This is a genomic window from Stomatobaculum sp., from assembly GCF_057248925.1.
Genome location: NZ_DBHIHF010000028.1, coordinates 1 through 18,403, shown reverse-complemented (window position 1 = coordinate 18,403; position 18,403 = coordinate 1). Strand labels below are relative to the sequence as shown.

Below are 18,403 nucleotides of genomic sequence, written 5' to 3'. Positions count from 1 at the left end.
TTACAACAACTTGTGCCTACTGGTAACTCTGCACAAGAGTCTTGTGTTTTCCCGCGCCCGTCCCCGAAGAGATCCGGAATTCTTACTCGTTTTTATCCAATTTGTAATTCGCTTGCTTTCCTCTTTTGAACATGTTGCCGAACGACTGCCTGAAAAAGATTGTATTCCGAACAGAAGAGCGCGGTTTTCACCGCGCCCTTGCCTTCTAACAACTTATATTTGACCCTCAGACTGCATCCGCAATTCTGACATGGGATACGTACCAGCGGCGCAGTTTCACAAAGCCCCAGGGTGCGTAGAGACCGCAGGTCACAATGCTCAGAAGAAGCACCACGATATACTGACCGAAGAGCTCCCCGCCGGTGCCGTCAAAGCGGAGTCGGCGACCCGAGATGCGTGCGTTCGGCGCATACCACTTGTTGAAGCTGCAGACCACCCACGGAAGTGCAATGCCGCAGGTCAAGGTAGTCGCGAGCGCCATAACCAGGTTATAACCGATCCACTCAAACATGTTGCCGTCAAAACCGGAATCCGGGAACACATCCGAACGATTCGGATCGCTCACTTCATCGGCAAATGCGGTGTGGCTCATAATCCACTGCTCCATCTTGAGCCCCATAACGAAGCTGAAGAGACCGCAGGTCACAACGGTCAGCAGAGCCCAAACGATCCACTTTCCAAATAGCTGAATACCGGTTCCGTTAAAAACCAGCCGCCTGCCGTTGTAAACACTGTGCTTACGCTCCCAGCCGATGGTATAGCAGATGACCCAAGGGCTTGCCAATCCGAGTGTGATCAAAGTAAGCAAAGCGCCGACTAAGCTGATGATGAAATACTCCATACCGCTGCCGTCAAACACGGACTTGCTCGGATCCAATATCTCCTTGCTAACAGCCGTTGCTGTTGTAGCTTCGCTCTTCATCTCCGCCGCAAACTGTTCCGTCTTTTCCTTCGGATTCTCGGCAAAACTCTTGAAGGCCTCAAAATCTTCTTTCGGCTGAATCTCCGATTCAATACCGGTGCCGCGAAGGAATACGCGAGACAGAGCGTCAAGGGCAAAGAAAGCCACCGCAATACTGAGAAGGGTAAAGAAGAAGTTTCCCCTGCCGACCAAGCGAAAAAGTAGGATAATCAGCGCAAGCACGTTGGCACCGAGGCACACAGCCATGCCGGTTGTCTGCTTCTCCTTCCTGCCGTAAAGCTGCACGCACGCAACGACGCCTGCGAGGGAGAGCAAGCAAAAGAGCAGTTTGCTTACATTGAAGACAATTCCGAGCATACTGGACAGACCGTATGCAACGCCGTAGAGCGGTAAAATATTTGCAAAAACCAAATAGGCAATTCCGCGCAAAAAGTAAAGTACGTAGCCGATTGTCACAGCGGCAAAGGCTGCGATCGGTGCCAATGCCGCCAGACGCTCCATATTGTCCGGTGTCCACAGCTGCTTTAGCGCCTCGCCCTGTCTCGCCGCTTCCTCGGCGGTTTCACGCGCGGCCCGTGCGGTGCTGTCCGCCGCCCGTTTTGCCTCCTGACCGGCCTGTTCCGCTTTCTCTTTGGCGTATTTCGCAGTATCTTCACTTGCGCTGCGCGCCTCCTCGGCAACCTTTTCCGCAGCTTCCCGGGCGCGCGCCGCAGCTTCTTCGGCATCACGCTCAAACCGGCTCTTTTCATGCGCCGCTTCACCGCTCGCAGCGGTGCTCTCATCCGCGGTGTTTTCCGACTGCTGCGCTGCCTCACCGTTTACGTCCGCGCTCTCCCCCGCGGTGTTCTCCGTCTGCCGCGCTGCCTCACCGTTTACGTCCGCGCTCTCCCCCGCGGTGTTTTCCGACTGCTGCGCTGCCTCACCGTTTATGTCCGCGCTCTCCCCCGCGGTGTTCTCCGTCTGCCGCGCTGCCTCACCGTTTACGTCCGTGCTCTCACCCGCGGTGTTCTCCGTCTGCTGCGCTGCCTCACCGTTTACGTCCGCGCTCTCACCCGCAGTGTTTTCCGGCGCAAACTCCAGCTTCTCCCCGCAGTTCGGGCAGAACTTTGCTCCGGGTATGATTTTTGTGCCGCAATTCGGACAATACATCGTTTCCCTCCCCTTTCCTCATTCAAAGCGATGTCTACAGGTTCCTGAGCAGCCAGAATAACAGAACGACAGCCCAGAGGACGCCAAGAAACAGAATCTCCCATTTCTTGAAGTCCGTGCGCGCAGTCCGGATATAGACCTCGGCGCGATATGTGCCGTAGAACAGCAAAAGCGGCACGACCGTGAGGCTCAGCGGATTCTCCCGAAAAGCGGTTTTCGGCTGACCGTGAATCAGCGCCATCGCGGCGTGCGTCATGCCGCAGCCGGGACAGCGGTAACCGGTCACCAGCCGAAACACGCAGGGAATCCCAAGACCCGTACACTGTATGAACAGCGCGTAGGCTAGTCCCAACAAAACAATACGGGCAGTGAGTCTTCCCACTGCCCGTCGACGCTCTTCCGTCCCCTGAACCTCAGCAGCTTTCATTCCGACCTCCGACTTTGCGCATATAACTTGGTTAGTATACGCGAAAACAGTGCGAAACAAAAGAAGTTTCAAGAAACTGTAAGCGAAATTCAATCTTTGTAAGAATTAGCCCGCGTAGCGCATACCGGTAAACACATCAATGTCCTTGTACTGCTCCTCAACAATCCAAGCGGACCCTTCTTCCCAGACCTCCTCCGGATAGTTCCTGATGTGTACGCGAACCTCTCTGCCGTCCTCCAGGCGGAAGTCCACATAGCTCTTCCCGTCGCCCGCATAGAAGAAGAGTTTCGTGTCCGCCGGGAGCTCTACGGTCTCACCGCTCTCCTTTCCGTTCTTCACGAGAGACAAGGTAAGCGCCTGCTTCGTGTGAAGCTCTGTGACGCCGAGGTACTGATAGGCGCCGTGCACCTCGAGCTTGCCGCCCTGTCCCACAGAGACCGGCAGGCTCGCAGTCAGCGTGCTCAAGGTATCGAGCCGCGCATTGAGGAAGAGCGTCGCCGGATCGGTCACCCGCTGCAGGTCAAAACCTGTGCAGAGGCCCGGGGTGCCGAGCTCTGTATTTTCGCTCATGTCCGCCAGATTTACTGCGACAAGCTGCGAGTCATCGGCTATGTCCCCAACGAATTCACAGTAGAGGAAAGCGCCCTCTGTCGTCTTCACGAAGACAAGGCTCAGAAGGTCGCCCGACTCCTCCGATTTTTTGAATTTGTGCTCCTTGTTGTCGACTTCGACGGTAAAACTGCCGCTTTGTCCGCTCGGCGCGCTGACATGAATTCGTTTGCCATCAATATAGGCCTGCTGATTCGGGACAAGGACTGCCGCATACTGTGCGGGGCGCGCTTTCACCCGATCCGTGAAAAGGTCCGGAAAACTCTCATAAGAGAGCACCAAGCGATTGTACGTCACGTAGTTTCCGTCGCTCTCCGGAAGATAGAGTTCCAGCCCCTCGTTGCCGAGTGACCAGACCAGCTTATTCGCGGGGAAGCCCTCCTTTGCAAGCGCTGCGAGCTCTGTTTTTCCGATCTCCTGCGTCACCTGATCGACTGCGCCGTCGAACTGCTTCTCATCGCGCACAATCTGTGTGAGCAAGACTCGCTCGCCGGTCTTGCTGTCATAAGTATAGCCCTCCGCATCCGCAGAATAGCTGTCGGTGCCGCGCACAAAGCTCAGATAATTGCTGTCACTCCGGGTCAGGCGCACATCACCCGCGTACTGATTCGGCAAGGCATCCTCTGCGCTGTTTTGATGTGCCGCCGCATACGCCTCGAGTGCCTTTTGCTGGGTATCCGCATACGCGTCGAGCGCCTCGGTGAGCGCAGCGGTCGCGCCGTCCGGGACGGTCGGAATCATGGCCCAATCCGGATACGCGTAAAACTGATCCTGACTTCCCATGCCGGTCTCCCCGCCCGACACGCTCTCCCGCGTCGAACGGATGCTCTCGATGCTCACGCGGAGCTGCTCTGCCGCCTGCTTGTCATCCGTTGTCTCTGCCTGTTTGCTCTCCGCCGCCGTGCTCTCTCCGGCAGACGTCGCACTCTCTGTCGTGGCTGCCGTGCTCTCCGCGGACTTCGTGTTCTTTGCCGCACAGGCCGTCGCGCCGAGCGCGAGCAAGGTGACGCCGAGTGCCAATGCCTTCCTTGACTTTTTCATCTCTAATCCTCCCCTTTTATTTTGATACGATACTCAATAATAACCACCGAAGTTCTGCACCCAGTACATCTGCCCGTTCTCATAGCGGACACCGATGCCGATTTCCGTGAACTCCGGCCGCAGAATATTTTCACGATGTCCCTGGCTGTTCATCCAGGCCGTGACCACCGCCGCTGCGTCCGGCTGCCCCATCGCGATATTCTCACCCCAGCGGCCGTAGCCCGTCGCGCCGCGCTCCTGGTAGAGAGAATCAAAGCTCCGGCCGTTCGGTCTTGTATGATCAAACAGTCTGATGATTTCCGACGCGCGCTGGTCTGCAATGCCCTCGAGCAGCGGGTTCTCCGTGAGTTCTCCGAGTCCGCGCTTCCGTCGCTCCGCATTGACGAGGCGCAGCACTTCCTGCCGCTCTGCTTCTATATTTTTGCTGCTCTCCTGTACAATCGGCACGCGCTTTGTGTGAACTGTGCCGTTTCCGTCCACCCAGGCACCGCTCTGATTCACACGGCAGTTGTCCGGCGTGACCGTATTGGTCAGAAGATAGCCCGCCTGATCAAAGTAATAGCACTCCGCAATTCCGTTCCGATCGCCGTCAATCCACATCCAGCCGTTGACAGGGTACTTGCCGCCATCCATTTGATACCACCATCTGCCGTTGGTCTGCTGCCAGGCAGATGCCGATGCTGTCAGAGGCATTGCCGCCGCAACGACAAGCGCCGCAAGCATCCCTACAAGTTTCTTCATGTCTCTCTCCTTGTTATGCGATATGATTTCGAACTTGAATTGTAGTTTTTTTCAGACAGAATTGCAAGTTATCTTCTTTACTTTGATTTTACATTCTTTTATGGACAGCTGTATCGTATTCGGCTTTTCGTCGCTTGTCTCACTGCTCGTTTTCTCGCGGGCTCAGTAAGTTTTGATACTCTTCCGCACTCAGATCCTTGCCGTAACAGGTTTTAAAGTACTGCCGGACCTCCGTCTCGAGATCAAAGTTCGCCTGCTTCGGATATAAGGTGTTCGCAAGCCAGATTGCGCCGATCGGATACTGCGCGGGCGTGAGTACCCAGGAATGCGGCCGCGACGGAATCAGATAGACCTGCGTGTTTTTGATGGCCGGAATTTCCTGCCAGCTGCCGTCGCTGTTCATCTGATTCAAAAAATTCGCCGTGTCCGTCAGAATCACATCCGGATTCAGCTGCTTCACATCGGCCGCCTCAAGTATCATGCTACCGCCCCGCTGCTGCGCTTCGGTTCCCTGCATTTCGACGACATTGTCCGATAGAAGATTGATGACCTCACTCGTCTTGGCGCTCTTTAAAAGCACTTCATTCTCCATGCTCCCGCGGAAGCAAATGAGCTTCTTTTCTTTCTTCTTTTCCTTCTCCGCGACAGCCGTCACGCGCCGGTATACATCTTCCGTGTAGGCTGCAAGCTCTTCGCCCCGCTCCCGCTTGCCGAGAAGATCGCCGAGCATGCGAAACGCATTGCCCTGTCCCGCAAAACTCGAGTCGATTTCGACCACCGGCACGCCGAAATCCGCCTGGAGCTTGTCCGCCATCGCGCCGGTTCCGGTCTCCTTCTCATTGCCGTTCGACATATAGAGGATGACTTCCGGCTGGTAAGACAGGAGCGCAGCCTTCTGATCGCTCGCCTTATTCTTTCCGATTGCCGGGAGATTTGCATAGGCCGAGGACACATAGTCCTCTGCTTTCGGCTCCTGCCAGACCGAGACAAGCTTCTCCGGCGCAATCATATAGAGGTAGGACTGCGCATCGGTCGAGAGCACCGCGACCTTCGTGAGATCTTTTTTGACGCTCACATCACGCCCCGCGGCGTCCTTGAAGTGGCGAAGGCCGTTACTGTCTGCCTCATCCGACTGATAGGCATAAGTCTCGTGTGCCCCGTTCGCGCTCTCCGCCTGCACTGCCTCGCTGCTGTTTGTGCTCTTTTGCCGGTCCGCCTTCTGTCCGCAGCCGGCAAAGAGTAGCGCAGCCACAAGCGTCGCTGCCGATAAAACGTACATCCCCTGTTTTCTGTTTCGCATCATTCTTTCCTCCGTCCGGTCACACCGATGCCTGAATCCGTGGTTACTTCCATCGGTGACCGCCTCTATTTTCGCACGAAGCAGCGCGAAACTCCAGCCGGAAGGCACTTACATTTTTATGATCTCGATGAATTTTCTCAAAATAAGGCTTTGCATGTTCATGACCGAGAATATTATCGATAACAAAACCGTCCACGGCATCCAAGATCTCTTGAACGTCCCCGGCCTCCACAAGTGCTTCGATTTTAGGAAGGGGCTATCAACAGCGAAAAATCCCCGGCACACTGAGGTGCCGGGGATACACGCTTCTTTTTACTCTTCATCGCCCTTCAAAAGCGAAGCTCTCGCCTCGACCTCGCGCTTCTGCACATCGCCCGGGCACTGTTCGTAGCGGCTGAACTCGTAAGAGAACTCGCCGAGACCGCCGCTTAAGGAACGAAGGTCTGCGCCGTAGCCGTAGAGTTCGGACGCCGGAATGTCCGCGTGAATCAGCTGTCTGCCGTGGTGATCGGACTCCATGCCGAGCACTCTGCCTCTTCTGCGGTTCAAATCGCCCATCACATCGCCGGTGTTCGCATCCGGCACACGCACCGTGAGCGCCACAATCGGCTCGAGCAGTACCGGCATCGCCTCGAGGAAGCCCTTCTTAAACGCGATGCTCGCCGCCATCTTGAACGCAAGCTCGGAGGAATCGACCGGGTGATAAGAACCGTCGAGCAACACTGCCTTCAGACCGACCACCGGGTATGCCGCGAGCGGGCCCTTCTTGCAGCACTCTGCAATGCCCTTCTCGACCGCCGGGAAGTAGTTCTTCGGAACCGCGCCGCCAAAGACCTGCTCCTCGAACACATAGGCCTTCTCGAGATCACCGGAGGGTTCAAAGCTCATCTTGACATCGCCGAACTGACCGTGACCGCCGGACTGCTTCTTATAGCGTCCCGCCGCCTCAACCTTCTTCCGTATGGTCTCGCGGAACGCAAAGCGCGGCTTCTCGAGCACAATTTCAGCCTTATAGCGGCTCGCGAGTTTGCTCACAACAATTTCAAGCTGCTGGTCTCCGATGCCGTAGAGCAGGGACTGGCGATTTTCGGCATCGACCTCGGTGCGGAGCGTGCGATCCTCTTCCATGAGTTTCGCGAGTCCGGAGGCAATGCGATCTTCATCCCCCTTATTCTTTGCGACATATGCCTTATAGGTATAGGGTTTCGAAATCTGCGGCGGATTGTAGAGAATCGGTGCCTGCCTCTTCGCGAGTGTGTCTCCGGTCTCGGTCTCGTTCAGCTTTGCCATCGCGCCGATATCGCCCGGGCGAAGCTCGGTGACTTCGATTGCCTCCTTGCCGCGGAGCACATAAATCTTGCCGCTCTTCTCCTCAACTTCCTTGCCGGTGTTAAAGAGCTCGCTGTCCGGACGGAGCACGCCGGTCAAGACCTTTACCAGGCTGTACTTGCCGATGAACGGATCCGCGATGGTCTTAAAGACCTTCATCGAGAGATTCACATCCGGCTTATAGTTGGCGACCAGATGCTCGCCTGTCGTTAAATCCACGCCGCTGTCCCGCGCCGCTCTCTCGGGGGAGGGGAAGTAGCGGACAATCGCATTCATCAGTGCGTTTGCGCCCTGCGCATTCACACCAGAGCCCATCATGACGGGAACCATGTCACCGGTCGCGACCTGTTCGCGGAGCGTCGTATAAATTTCCTCCTCGGTAAAGCTCTCGCCGGAGAAGTAGCGCTCCATGAAAGCTTCACTCGACTCCGCGACCGCCTCGAGCAGCGCCTCGCGCGCAATCTTTAAGTTGTGCTCGGAGTAATCCGGAATGTCGGAATCCGTGTACTCTGCGCTGTGCTCCGCAAAACGGCGTCCCTTCATCTTGACGACGTTGACAAACCCCACAAACTTTTCGTTCTCGCGAATCGGCAGGTGCAAGGGCGCAACGCGCTTTCCGAAGCGGGACTCGAGCTTTAAGAGCAGCTCGCGGTAGCTCGCCTTGTCATCGTCCATATTGGTCACAAAAAAGATACGCGGCAGGCGAAGCTTTTCGCAGAGCTCCCAAGCCTTAATCGTACCGGGCTCCAGGCCGGCCTTGCAGTTGACCACAATCACGGCCGCATCCGCCGCCGCGACCGCCTCTTCGACCTCGCCGACAAAGTCAAAATAGCCGGGGGTGTCGAGGAAATTGATTTTCACCGGCTCTGCGTCCTGATCCGTATATTCGACCGGAATCAGCGCTGTGCTGATTGAGAAACCGCGGCGCTGCTCTTCCTTATCGTAATCGCTGAGTGTTGTGCCCTGCGAAACGCTTCCCATTTTCTTAATCGCACCGCCGACAAAGGCGCAAGCCTCTGCGAGCGTCGTCTTACCGGCGCCTCCGTGTCCCATGAGCACAACGTTTCGAATCTGTGAAGTCTCGTAAACTTTCATTGTGAACAGCTCCTCCTATTCGTTGATATCCCGATAACAGCTGTTTTGGCCGAGCTTTTATCTCTGATTATTCTACTAATTTTAACATAAAATTGCAAGGCGTTTACAGCATAGCGCACAATTTTGCCTTTATTGACAGTCACAGTCAGAGCCGATAAAATGAAAGAATTGTTAGGAGGTTACATATGACTTACGGTTTCATCGGTCTCGGACTGATCGGCGGCTCTATCGCAAAGGCACTGAAAGCTGGGGAGCCGGACTGTCAAATTTATGCCTACATGCCCTCGCGGGAAATGTTGGAAGAGGCGCGCGCGGACGGCACGGTAGACCGCATTCTCACCGGCACCGAGCCCTGCCTCGCCGACTGTGACGCAGTGTTTCTCTGCGCGCCGGTAGAGACCAACAGCAGCTATCTCGCCGCACTCCGCAATATTCTGACAGCGGACACGCTGATTACCGATGTCGGCAGCAGCAAACAGAGCATAGAGCGGGAAGTGTTGCGCCTCGGCCTCGGCGCGCAGTTCGTGGGCGGTCACCCGATGGCCGGTTCCGAAAAGAGCGGCTATATCTATTCGGATGCCCTGCTCCTCGAAAACATCTTTTATCTGCTCTGCCCGACCGCCGAGACGCGCCCGGAGATGCTTCGGCGGATGGAGGCGCTCGTACTCCGTATGCTTGCGAACCCCTATGTGATCGACGCCGCGACCCACGACCGCGCGGTCGCGACCATTTCTCATCTCCCGCATCTCATTGCGGCTGCGCTCGTAAACCTCGTGAAGGACACGGACAACGAGGCGCACACCATGCGCTCACTTGCAGCCGGCGGTTTTAAGGACATCACCCGCATTGCGAGCTCTTCGCCCATCATGTGGCAGCAGATTTTTTCGGCCAACCGGGACGCTGTACTCACCGTCTTTGACAGCTACATGGATGCGCTCACGGGAATCCGCACTGCCTTGCGGGACGACAATATGCAGGCGATTCACGAACTCTTTCTGAAATCCGGCCGGTTCCGCGACCAGTTCAGTGACGCCGCAGGCCTCCTCAGCGCGCAGTACTCGTTCTCGGTGCATGTTGCCGACAGACCCGGTGCGATTTCGATTATCGCCGCGATTCTCGCCGCCGGAAATGTAAATGTCAAAAATATCGGCATCAACCACAACCGGGAGAGCGGCGACGGCGCGCTCCGCATTGAATTCTATGATGCCGACAGCTGCCAGAAGGCCGCTGCCCTCTTAAACGGCTACGGCTTTGAACTCGAGATGAACCGCTGATCTGCTCCGCGCAGAGAAAGGAGTTTCCATGCACTTATCCGCTTCCACGCCGCTCCGCGGCTCTCTCGTCATTTCCGGCGACAAATCCATCTCGCACCGCGCCGTGATGTTCGGCTCGCTCGCGACCGGTACGACCGAAATCGAGGGCTTTCTGCCCGGCGAGGACTGCCTCTCCACCATACGCTGCTTCCGCAGTATGGGCGTTCGGATTGAACAGCGCGGCAGCTCTGTGACGATTCTCGGGCGAGGACTCCGGGAGCTCATGCCGCCTGCGGAAGCGCTCGACTGCGGCAACAGCGGCACGACCACCCGGCTCTTAAGCGGCGTGCTCGCCGCGCAGCGCTTCTCGTCCGTTCTGACCGGCGATGCCTCGATTCAACGCCGCCCGATGAAGCGCGTCATCACACCGCTTTGCGCAATGGGCGCCGATATCAAGAGCATCTCCGGCAATGACTGTGCGCCGCTCGCGATTCGCGGCAAACAGCTCTACGGCGTTCACTTTAACTCGCCGATTGCCTCTGCTCAGGTGAAATCCGCCGTGCTGCTCGCCGGGCTCTATGCCTCCGGCCAGACCACGGTCACCGAACCCGCGCTCTCCCGCGACCACACCGAGCGCATGCTCCGCGCCTTCGGCGCCAAGGTCTCGACCGGCAGCTTCGAGGGGCGCCCAGCCATCACCGTCTCCGAGACCGAAAATCTCTACGGCACGGAAATTTCCGTGCCGGGCGATATCAGCTCCGCTGCCTTCTTTCTGGTTGGTGCGAGCATCGTGCCGGGCAGCGAGGTAGTACTTCGGAATGTCGGCATCAACCCGACGAGAGACGGCGTCATTTCCGCACTCCGCGCGATGGGCGCAAACATAGAGGTGCTGGATGTCCGGAATGAGGACAGCGAACCGGCAGCCGACCTTTTGGTTCGCCACGCGTCGCTTCACGGCACCGAAATCGGCGGCGAGCTGATTCCCCGTCTGATTGACGAACTTCCGGTACTCGCAGTCGCCGCAGCCTGCGCCGAGGGACGCACCGTGATCCGCGATGCCGCCGAATTGAAAGTGAAAGAGTCGAACCGCATTCACACCATGGCGGAGGGGCTCTCCCGCCTCGGCGCTAAGGTAGCGGAGACCGAGGACGGCCTCATCATCGACGGCGGCGGCGCCCTTCACGGCGGCGAAGTCGAGAGCTACTTCGATCACCGCGTCGCGATGAGCTTTGCGATTCTCTCGCTCGTCACCGACGGAGATGTGAAAATCACCCATCCCGAGTGCGTCAACATCTCCGCGCCGACCTTTTACGAGGACCTCGAGCGTCTCCGGAATTAAAGGCCTCTGACCACATTTTTTCAGCTCTTCCTAAAAAGCACTTGCATTTTGGAGCTGATGTGCTATTATAAACAAGTGCTTTGCGGGATCGTAGCTCAGCTGGGATGAGCGTTCGCCTCACACGCGAAAGGTCAGGAGTTCGAGCCTCCTCGGTCCCATGAACGTAACTCTGTCGATGATCGGCAGAGTTTTTTTGTGCCGTAAATCCCTCGATTTTTCTTCTCAGCCCTGATCGGCAGCCACTCCTTTTCTCGAACTTGATCGCTTCCGGTTCATCTTCTCTTTCTTTCACTCTCTTTCTTTTGCTGGCTTTTTTTCCCGCTATTTTGTCTCTTGCCGCATCGTTCTTCTTTCACGCCCTTTCTTCTGCGGATACACTTTGTACGCTCATCTTAAGCGGCGCTCCTTTCCTTTTCTTTCTCACTTCTCTCTGCCTTGCTTGATTCTCATTCTTGTTTTACCGCTTCCCGCTTGTTTTTGCTCATCCTTCCTCTACAGCAGCGCCGAAAGCGTTCATTTCTAATCTTTTGATAAACTTTTCACATGTTCTCTTGCGTATCCTGCTCTACTGTGCTACAAACTATATAACATATCAAAGCAAAGGAGAAACCATGCAGGAGAACAAGAATCCCAAACAGCCCACACCGCTGATTCCCAATCTGTACTTTGTGATTCTTCTGATTACCCTAATTCTGAACACGGTCATTGTTCCGCAGTTACAAAATGCAAGGGTCAAAGAAGTTTCCTACAATGTCTTCATGGACCTGACCTCGCAAAAGAAAATCGATAAGGTCCAGGTTGACACCAATCAGATTGTCTTCACGGAAAAGGGACAGAGTGCCATCTATAAGACCGGTGTCATGACAGACCCCGATCTCACCCAGCGGCTCTACAATGCGGGCGCGGACTTCCGCACCGACATCGTCCATGTCCAGACGCCCATGGAGAAGCTCCTCTACAACTGGGTCATCCCGATTATCTTCATGATCATTTTCTGGCAGATTCTGAGCCGCCAGTTCAGCTCGCTCGCCTCCAAGATGGGCGGCATGGGCGGCGGTCTCGGCGGCAGCCCCTTCGGCAACTTCGGCAAGAGTAACGCCAAGGAATATGTGAAGTCCACAGACGGCATCCACTTCCACGATGTCGCCGGGGAGGACGAGGCCAAGGAGAGTCTGCAAGAGATTGTGCAGTACTTAAAAGATCCGAGTCAGTACACCGCAATCGGCGCGCAGATGCCGAAGGGCATATTGCTCGTCGGCCCGCCCGGAACCGGTAAGACCCTGCTTGCGAAGGCGGTCGCCGGAGAGTCCAATGTCCCCTTCTTCTCGATTTCCGGTTCGGAGTTCGTCGAGATGTTTGTGGGTATGGGAGCCTCGAAGGTGCGCGACCTCTTCCAGCAGGCCAAGGCGAAAGCCCCCTGCATTGTCTTTATCGACGAGGTGGATGCCATCGGCGGCAAACGCTCTGCGGGCTCCTTCGGCGGAAACGACGAGCGCGAGCAGACCTTAAACCAGCTGCTCACCGAGATGGACGGCTTTGAGGGCAACTCGGGTGTCATCATACTCGCGGCGACCAACCGCCCCGAATCCCTGGATCCGGCGCTCCTTCGCCCCGGCCGCTTTGACCGCCGCATCCCGGTGGAACTCCCGGATTTAAAGGGCAGAGAAGAAATTCTCAAAGTGCACGCAAAGAAGGTGCGCCTCGCGGACAATGTCAACTTCCACACGATTGCGCGCATGGCCTCCGGTGCCTCCGGCGCCGAGCTCGCGAACATCATCAATGAGGCTGCGCTCCGCGCGGTTCGAAGCGGCCGCAAGGTTGCAAACCAGCAAGACCTCGAAGAGAGCGTCGAGACCGTCATTGCGGGCTACCAGAAGAAAAATGCGGTGCTGACCGACAAAGAGAAGGCGACCGTCGCCTATCATGAGATTGGTCACGCTCTGGTCGCCGCGCTGCAAAGCCACTCTGCGCCGGTACAGAAAATTACAATTATTCCCCGCACCTCCGGTGCGCTCGGCTATACCCTCCAGGTCGAGGAACACGATAAATACCTCTACACCAAAGAAGACCTGTTGAATAAGATTTGCACCTATACCGCGGGTCGCGCCGCAGAGGAAGTGGAGTTCGGCGTCATCACAACCGGCGCTTCGAATGACATTGAGCAGGCGACCAAGATTGCGAGAGCCTTAATCACCCAGTACGGCATGGACGAGCAGTTCGGCATGGTACAGCTCTCCCAGCGCAACAGCCGTTACCTCGGCGATGAGAGCACTTCAACCTGCTCGGAAAAGACACTCGAGGAAATCGATAAGCGCGTTGTCGCCCTGGTGCAGGAGCAGCACGACAAGGCCGTTGCCTTGCTCCGCGAGAACAAGGATAAGTTAAATGAGCTTGCGCAGTACCTCTACGAGAAGGAGACCATCACCGGTGAGCAGTTCATGGACATTCTGAACCGCCCCTCTGCCTATGCTTCGCTCGCACAGGCGCAGCCGACGCTCTAAGCAACGCGAAATATGCGTTTAAGCGTATGAACAAGCAGCCCCCGGATTCACCGCAGTCGAACGGTAATTCCGGGGGCTTTCATTTGACCGGCAAACAGAGCTTCATCTTTAAGGCTTGCTGTAACGCAAAAGCCTCCTTATCGATTGATATCGATAAGGGGGCTTTGTTGTTTGCAAGATTATATTTACATCATCCCAGGCGCTCCAGCACTTCCGAAATCTCTCGAAAAGACTGTATCCGCTCCTCTTCTTCCGGGTGCGCATTCTCCGGGTCAAAGAGCAGAGCCTGCATCTTTGCCGCATGAGCACCCTCAAGATCGTGTTTTACGGAGTCTCCGACAAAGAGAATCTCATTCATCTCGATGCGCTCCGCTCTTCCCGCGCGCGCCAGCGTCTCGTTTGCCTTCTTCGCGCTGTACTTGAAGAAGTGGCGGAGCGGCTTGTCCACGCCGCACTCCTCGCTTGTCACGATGAAGTCGACGATGTCGCCAAGCCCCAGTTTCTCAATCTTCTTGTACTGCACATAAGCGGTCATATTCGTGCCGATGCCGATCAGAAAGCCCCGCATCTGCAAATCCCGGAGCATTTCGACGGCGCCTTCATTCGGCACCATCGTATCAAGCAGTGCCTGCCAGTAGCGCTCCGCGAGCGCGGCCGCGTGCGGAAAGACAGGGAGGTTCCGCTTCGCAAGCCAGAGTTCCGCACGCAACACGCGGTTATGAGACGCCGCAATGGGTCCCATTTTCTCTGCCTGCTCGGCAATCAGCTCTTCTATCTCGCGGCGCGTCTGCTCTTCGGGGAGCCGGAACCGGTCTCTCGCATAGGCTGCCCAAGCGTCTGCGCCTGCCCGATGAGCCGCCTTGAAGTCATAGAGCGTATCGTCGAGGTCAAAAATAATTGCTTTAATCATGCTTCCTCTCAAACTTCACGCCGCAGGATGCGGCAGATTTCGTCCACGTCCGCGAGCTCCAAATCCGCGTAGAGCGGCAAGGTCAGCACACGTCTGGAAACGGCCGCCGCAATCGGCGTGCTCTCCGGTGTGTAGCGCTGTCCGAGGAACGGAAATGCGTTGGTGCAGGGATAAAAGTACTTCCGCGGGAAGTAGCCTCTCGCCTGCAGGCGCTCTGCGGCCTCATCCCGCGTCTCCCCATAAGCGTCCAAGAAGACGACGGGGAAGTAAGCGTAGTTCGGCGTCACATTCGCCTGCTGCGGCGGAAGCTTAAGTCCTGTGACACTTGTGAGCCGTTCCCGATACCGCTCATAGACCTGCTTTCGCTTGACAATCTCCTCGGGAAAATGCCGGAGGTTACAGAGCCCCATGGCCGCCTCGAATTCGTTCATCTTGCCGTTGCCGCCGATACAGTAGGTCTCATTCTCCTGAATGCCGAAATTTTTGATTCGGAACAGTTTCTGACTCAGTTCCGGATCATGACAGCAGACCGCACCGCCCTCAATTGTGTGGAACACCTTGGTCGCATGGAACGAGAACATCGCGACATCACCGAACGAGGCCGCACTCTTTCCGTCTTTTTGCACGCCGAACGCATGTGCCGCATCATAAATCAGCGGGAGATGATGGCGCGCCGCAATCTCCGCGAGTGCGTCGGTATCACAGAGCGTGCCGTAGACGTGGACGGGCAGAATTGCCGCCGTGCGCGGGGTAATCAGCGCCTCGAGTTTTGCCGGATCCAGGGTGTAAGTCTCGGGATCAATGTCGCAAAAGACCGGTGTCAGTCCCGCGCGGACGATAGCCCAGGTCGTCGAAGCAAAGGTAAAGGGCGTCGTAATCACTTCGCCGCGGAGACCTAACGCCTGCAGGGCGAACTCGAGCGCGAGATGACCGTTCTGAAAGAGCGTGACCTCCGGCACGTCGAAAAAGCGACGGAGTTCCTCGGTCAATGCCTCGTGCTTGACTCCCATGTTGGTGAGCCAGCGACTCTCAAAAATATCGCGAATCTCTTCGACATACTCCTCGAGCGGCGGCAGCGAAGAACGCGTCACCAGTATTTTTTTCTCCATTCTCTCCCCCCTACCTCTCAGGCCTGTTGCGGTCTCCGTGCCGTTACGCGAGAAATGCCTTGACTGCGCTGTACACGCCCTCGCCGTCCAGACCGTAGTGATGAATCAGCGCCTCTGCGGGGCCGGATTCCGTGTAGCGATCGTAAATGCCGACGCGCTTTAACTTCGCCGTGCACTGTTCCGCAAGCACTTCCGCGACCGCGGAGCCGAGACCGCCGATGATCGAGTGCTCCTCAACCGTGACAATCTTACCGATTTCCTTGGCTGCGCGAAGTACTGCTGCCTCATCGAGCGGTTTAATGGTGTGCATATCGATGACGCGTGCCTCTATGCCCTCGGTCGCAAGTTTCTCTGCCGCTTCCATCGCCGAAGCGACCGGAAGCCCCGCCGCAATGATTGCGACATCCTTGCCCTCGCGCATCGTAATCGCCTTGCCGATCTCAAACTTGTAAGTCTCGGGATTGTTGAACACCGGCGTTGCGAGGCGACTGAAGCGCATGTAGACAGGTCCGTTGTGCGCATACGCGGCGCGCACCATGGCCTCGGCCTCGACATCGTCGGACGGCACCATAACTACCATGCCCGGGATGGTGCGCATCAGCGCAAAGTCCTCGTTGCACTGGTGGGTTGCGCCGTCCTCGCCGACCGATATGCCGCCGTGAGTCGCAGCAATCTTCACATTCAGCTGCGGGTAGCCGACGGAATTCCGAATCTGCTCATAGGCTCTGCCCGCCGCGAACATTGCGAATGAACTCGCAAACGCAACGCGTCCGGTCGCGGCAATGCCGGCTGCGACACCAATCATGTTCTGCTCGGCAATGCCGCAGTTGATGTGACGCTCCGGGAATGCCTTACGGAACACCGCGGTCTTTGTGGAGCCCGCGAGATCGGCATCCAGTACGAGGAAATCCTCATGTTCTTTTCCAAGTTCCGCGAGGGTTCTGCCATAGCTCTCGCGGGTCGCAATCTTTTTTCCCTGACTCATAACATCTCCTCCGCCTTGTCCAGTTCCGCCAGAGCCTTTGCGAGCTCCTCATCGTTCGGGCCCTTGCCGTGCCAGCCGACCTGATTTTCCATGAAGGAAATGCCCTTGCCCTTCACAGTCTTCATGACAATGGCTGTCGGGCACCCCTTCGTATTTCTCGCCTCCGCAAATGCCGCGCGGAGCTGGTCAAAGTCATTGCCGTCCGCCACATTGATCACATGGAAGTTGAAGGCCTCGAACTTCTTGTCAATCGGATAAGGCGAATTCACCTCGTCAATCGGTCCGTCAATCTGCAGATTGTTGTTGTCCACGATTACAACCAGATTGTCGAGCTTTCGGAAGCCCGCGAGCATTGCTGCCTCCCAGACCTCTCCCTCTTCGATCTCACCGTCGCCGAGCAGCGCGTAGGTGCGGTAGGACTCGCCGTAGATTTTCGCTGCGAGTGCCATGCCAACCGCCGCAGAAATGCCCTGGCCGAGCGAACCGCTCGACATATCGACACCCGGAATGTGCTTCATGTCCGGATGCCCCTGTAAATAGGAGCCGATGTGACGGAGAGTTAAAAGATCTTCCTCCGGGAAAAAGCCGCGCGCCGCGAGCGCCGCGTAAAGGCCGGGTGCGCAGTGACCCTTCGAAAGCACAAAGCGGTCTCTCTTCGGATCTTCCGGGTTTTTCGGGTCAATGTGTAACTCCTCAAAATAAAGCAGCGTGAACACTTCCGTTGCCGAGAGAGAGCCGCCCGGATGCCCGGACGCAGCCGCATGTGTGGCGCGGAGTATACCTCTCCGCAGCTTTAGCGCATATCGTTTCAGCTCCTGATTATCCATGTAATTTGTCTCCTCCTGTCCCCAAAGTCCAAAACAGACTTTGGATTCAGTATAGCAAAAGCTTCTATATAAGAGAAGAACCTATCTTGCGAAAAAGCTTGCGCGAATCGCGCTGAAATAAATATCAAAAAAGCTCAGGCTTACACCTGAGCTTCATCGAGCTTTCGGCCGGACTCGAACCGGCGACCCACGCATTACGAATGCGTTGCGCTACCAACTGCGCTACGAAAGCAAAGTGACCGATCCGGGAATCGAACCCGGGTTTGAGCCGTGAGAGGGCTCCGTCTTGACCGCTTGACCAATCGGCCTTGCTTTGTTGCTACCCTTTTCAGGGCAAATCGAGGCGACAAGATTCGAACTTGCGGCCTCAGCGTCCCGAACGCTGCGCTCTACCAAACTGAGCCACGCCTCGATAAAATGATGTATCTTTTCTCCGAGCTTACGCTCGAAATGACCGATCCGGGAATCGAACCCGGGTTTGAGCCGTGAGAGGGCTCCGTCTTGACCGCTTGACCAATCGGCCTTGCTTTGTTGCTACCCTTTTCAGGGCAAATCGAGGCGACAAGATTCGAACTTGCGGCCTCAGCGTCCCGAACGCTGCGCTCTACCAAACTGAGCCACGCCTCGAACTGTTTCCTCAATGCTTTGACAGTATACTGGACAGCCGCAAACTTGTCAACAAAAATTTGCAAAGAAAAAGGAAATGGATGATTGTAAGATGAACTAGGACAATAAAAAAGAGCCGATGACGAACTCGTGGTATGATGAAGCTACCACACACCAACACACCAGGAGGTTCGCCATGGCTCAAAAAGAGTATAACACAAATAGAAAATATCGCCACCTGACATGTGAAAAGCGAGCAC

Annotated in this window: 12 protein-coding genes, 6 tRNA genes and 1 pseudogene; 4 read left to right on the top strand and 15 right to left on the bottom strand. The window is 56.3% G+C overall.

The features are described from left to right. Window positions 1-226: 226 nt before the first annotated feature. From ACO4XG_RS09550 to ACO4XG_RS09525, 6 genes are all read right to left on the bottom strand, one after another. Window positions 227-2,071, bottom strand: coding sequence for a DUF6693 family protein (locus ACO4XG_RS09550; RefSeq protein ID WP_485129695.1), 1,845 nt, complete (start codon window positions 2,069-2,071; stop codon window positions 227-229). A 34-nt stretch (window positions 2,072-2,105) separates the two neighbouring features. Further along, complete coding sequence (locus tag ACO4XG_RS09545) at window positions 2,106-2,498, bottom strand: DUF2752 domain-containing protein (RefSeq protein ID WP_308509046.1); 393 nt, start codon at window positions 2,496-2,498, stop codon at window positions 2,106-2,108. 105 nt (window positions 2,499-2,603) lie between these two features. Further along, the gene (locus ACO4XG_RS09540; protein ID WP_308509045.1) at window positions 2,604-4,148 is read right to left on the bottom strand and encodes a hypothetical protein; all 1,545 of its coding nucleotides are present in this window, start codon (window positions 4,146-4,148) and stop codon (window positions 2,604-2,606) included. A 33-nt stretch (window positions 4,149-4,181) separates the two neighbouring features. After that, window positions 4,182-4,889, bottom strand: coding sequence for a CAP domain-containing protein (locus tag ACO4XG_RS09535; protein ID WP_308509044.1), 708 nt, complete (start codon window positions 4,887-4,889; stop codon window positions 4,182-4,184). Window positions 4,890-5,028: 139 nt separating this feature from the next. Further along, entirely contained in the window at window positions 5,029-6,192 is a 1,164-nt protein-coding gene (locus ACO4XG_RS09530) for an ABC transporter substrate-binding protein (RefSeq protein WP_308509043.1), read from the bottom strand. A gap of 309 nt (window positions 6,193-6,501) precedes the next feature. Beyond that, on the bottom strand, window positions 6,502-8,613 hold the full coding sequence (locus ACO4XG_RS09525; protein WP_308509042.1) for an elongation factor G: 2,112 nt from the start codon (window positions 8,611-8,613) through the stop codon (window positions 6,502-6,504). 185 nt (window positions 8,614-8,798) lie between these two features. On the opposite strand from ACO4XG_RS09525, the gene ACO4XG_RS09520 reads away from it, so the two are divergent. The 4 genes from ACO4XG_RS09520 to ftsH all read left to right on the top strand — a co-directional run bounded on the left by ACO4XG_RS09520 (window position 8,799) and on the right by ftsH (window position 13,706). Continuing rightward, window positions 8,799-9,887 carry a prephenate dehydrogenase/arogenate dehydrogenase family protein gene (locus tag ACO4XG_RS09520; protein ID WP_308509041.1) on the top strand — a complete coding sequence of 363 codons (1,089 nt, stop codon included), beginning with the start codon at window positions 8,799-8,801 and terminating at the stop codon, window positions 9,885-9,887. 28 nt (window positions 9,888-9,915) lie between these two features. Beyond that, a complete protein-coding gene (aroA, locus tag ACO4XG_RS09515) occupies window positions 9,916-11,205 on the top strand; it encodes a 3-phosphoshikimate 1-carboxyvinyltransferase (protein ID WP_308509040.1) in 1,290 nt (429 codons plus the stop codon). 84 nt (window positions 11,206-11,289) lie between these two features. Then, window positions 11,290-11,363, top strand: a tRNA-Val gene (locus ACO4XG_RS09510). Between the two features lie 453 nt (window positions 11,364-11,816). Beyond that, the gene (gene ftsH / locus ACO4XG_RS09505) at window positions 11,817-13,706 is read left to right on the top strand and encodes an ATP-dependent zinc metalloprotease FtsH (RefSeq protein WP_308509039.1); all 1,890 of its coding nucleotides are present in this window, start codon (window positions 11,817-11,819) and stop codon (window positions 13,704-13,706) included. A gap of 190 nt (window positions 13,707-13,896) precedes the next feature. Here ftsH and ACO4XG_RS09500 read toward each other — a convergent pair whose 3' ends face one another. The 9 genes and pseudogenes from ACO4XG_RS09500 to ACO4XG_RS09460 form a co-directional block, all read right to left on the bottom strand. After that, entirely contained in the window at window positions 13,897-14,616 is a 720-nt protein-coding gene (locus ACO4XG_RS09500; protein WP_308509038.1) for an HAD family hydrolase, read from the bottom strand. 8 nt (window positions 14,617-14,624) lie between these two features. Further along, a complete protein-coding gene (locus ACO4XG_RS09495; RefSeq protein ID WP_308509037.1) occupies window positions 14,625-15,725 on the bottom strand; it encodes a DegT/DnrJ/EryC1/StrS family aminotransferase in 1,101 nt (366 codons plus the stop codon). Between the two features lie 43 nt (window positions 15,726-15,768). After that, on the bottom strand, window positions 15,769-16,710 hold the full coding sequence (locus ACO4XG_RS09490; RefSeq protein WP_308509036.1) for a transketolase family protein: 942 nt from the start codon (window positions 16,708-16,710) through the stop codon (window positions 15,769-15,771). After that, a pseudogene (locus tag ACO4XG_RS09485) lies at window positions 16,707-17,540 on the bottom strand (transketolase); the annotation flags it as partial. The pseudogene ACO4XG_RS09485 and the gene ACO4XG_RS09490, both read right to left, overlap by 4 nt. Window positions 17,541-17,696: 156 nt before the next feature. Next, window positions 17,697-17,769 (bottom strand) — tRNA-Thr (locus ACO4XG_RS09480). Between the two features lie 4 nt (window positions 17,770-17,773). Further along, window positions 17,774-17,845: transfer RNA gene (locus tag ACO4XG_RS09475), tRNA-Glu, on the bottom strand. 30 nt (window positions 17,846-17,875) lie between these two features. After that, window positions 17,876-17,949, bottom strand: a tRNA-Pro gene (locus tag ACO4XG_RS09470). Window positions 17,950-17,988: 39 nt separating this feature from the next. Further along, window positions 17,989-18,060: transfer RNA gene (locus ACO4XG_RS09465), tRNA-Glu, on the bottom strand. A 30-nt stretch (window positions 18,061-18,090) separates the two neighbouring features. Then, window positions 18,091-18,164: transfer RNA gene (locus ACO4XG_RS09460), tRNA-Pro, on the bottom strand. Window positions 18,165-18,403 lie beyond the last annotated feature (239 nt).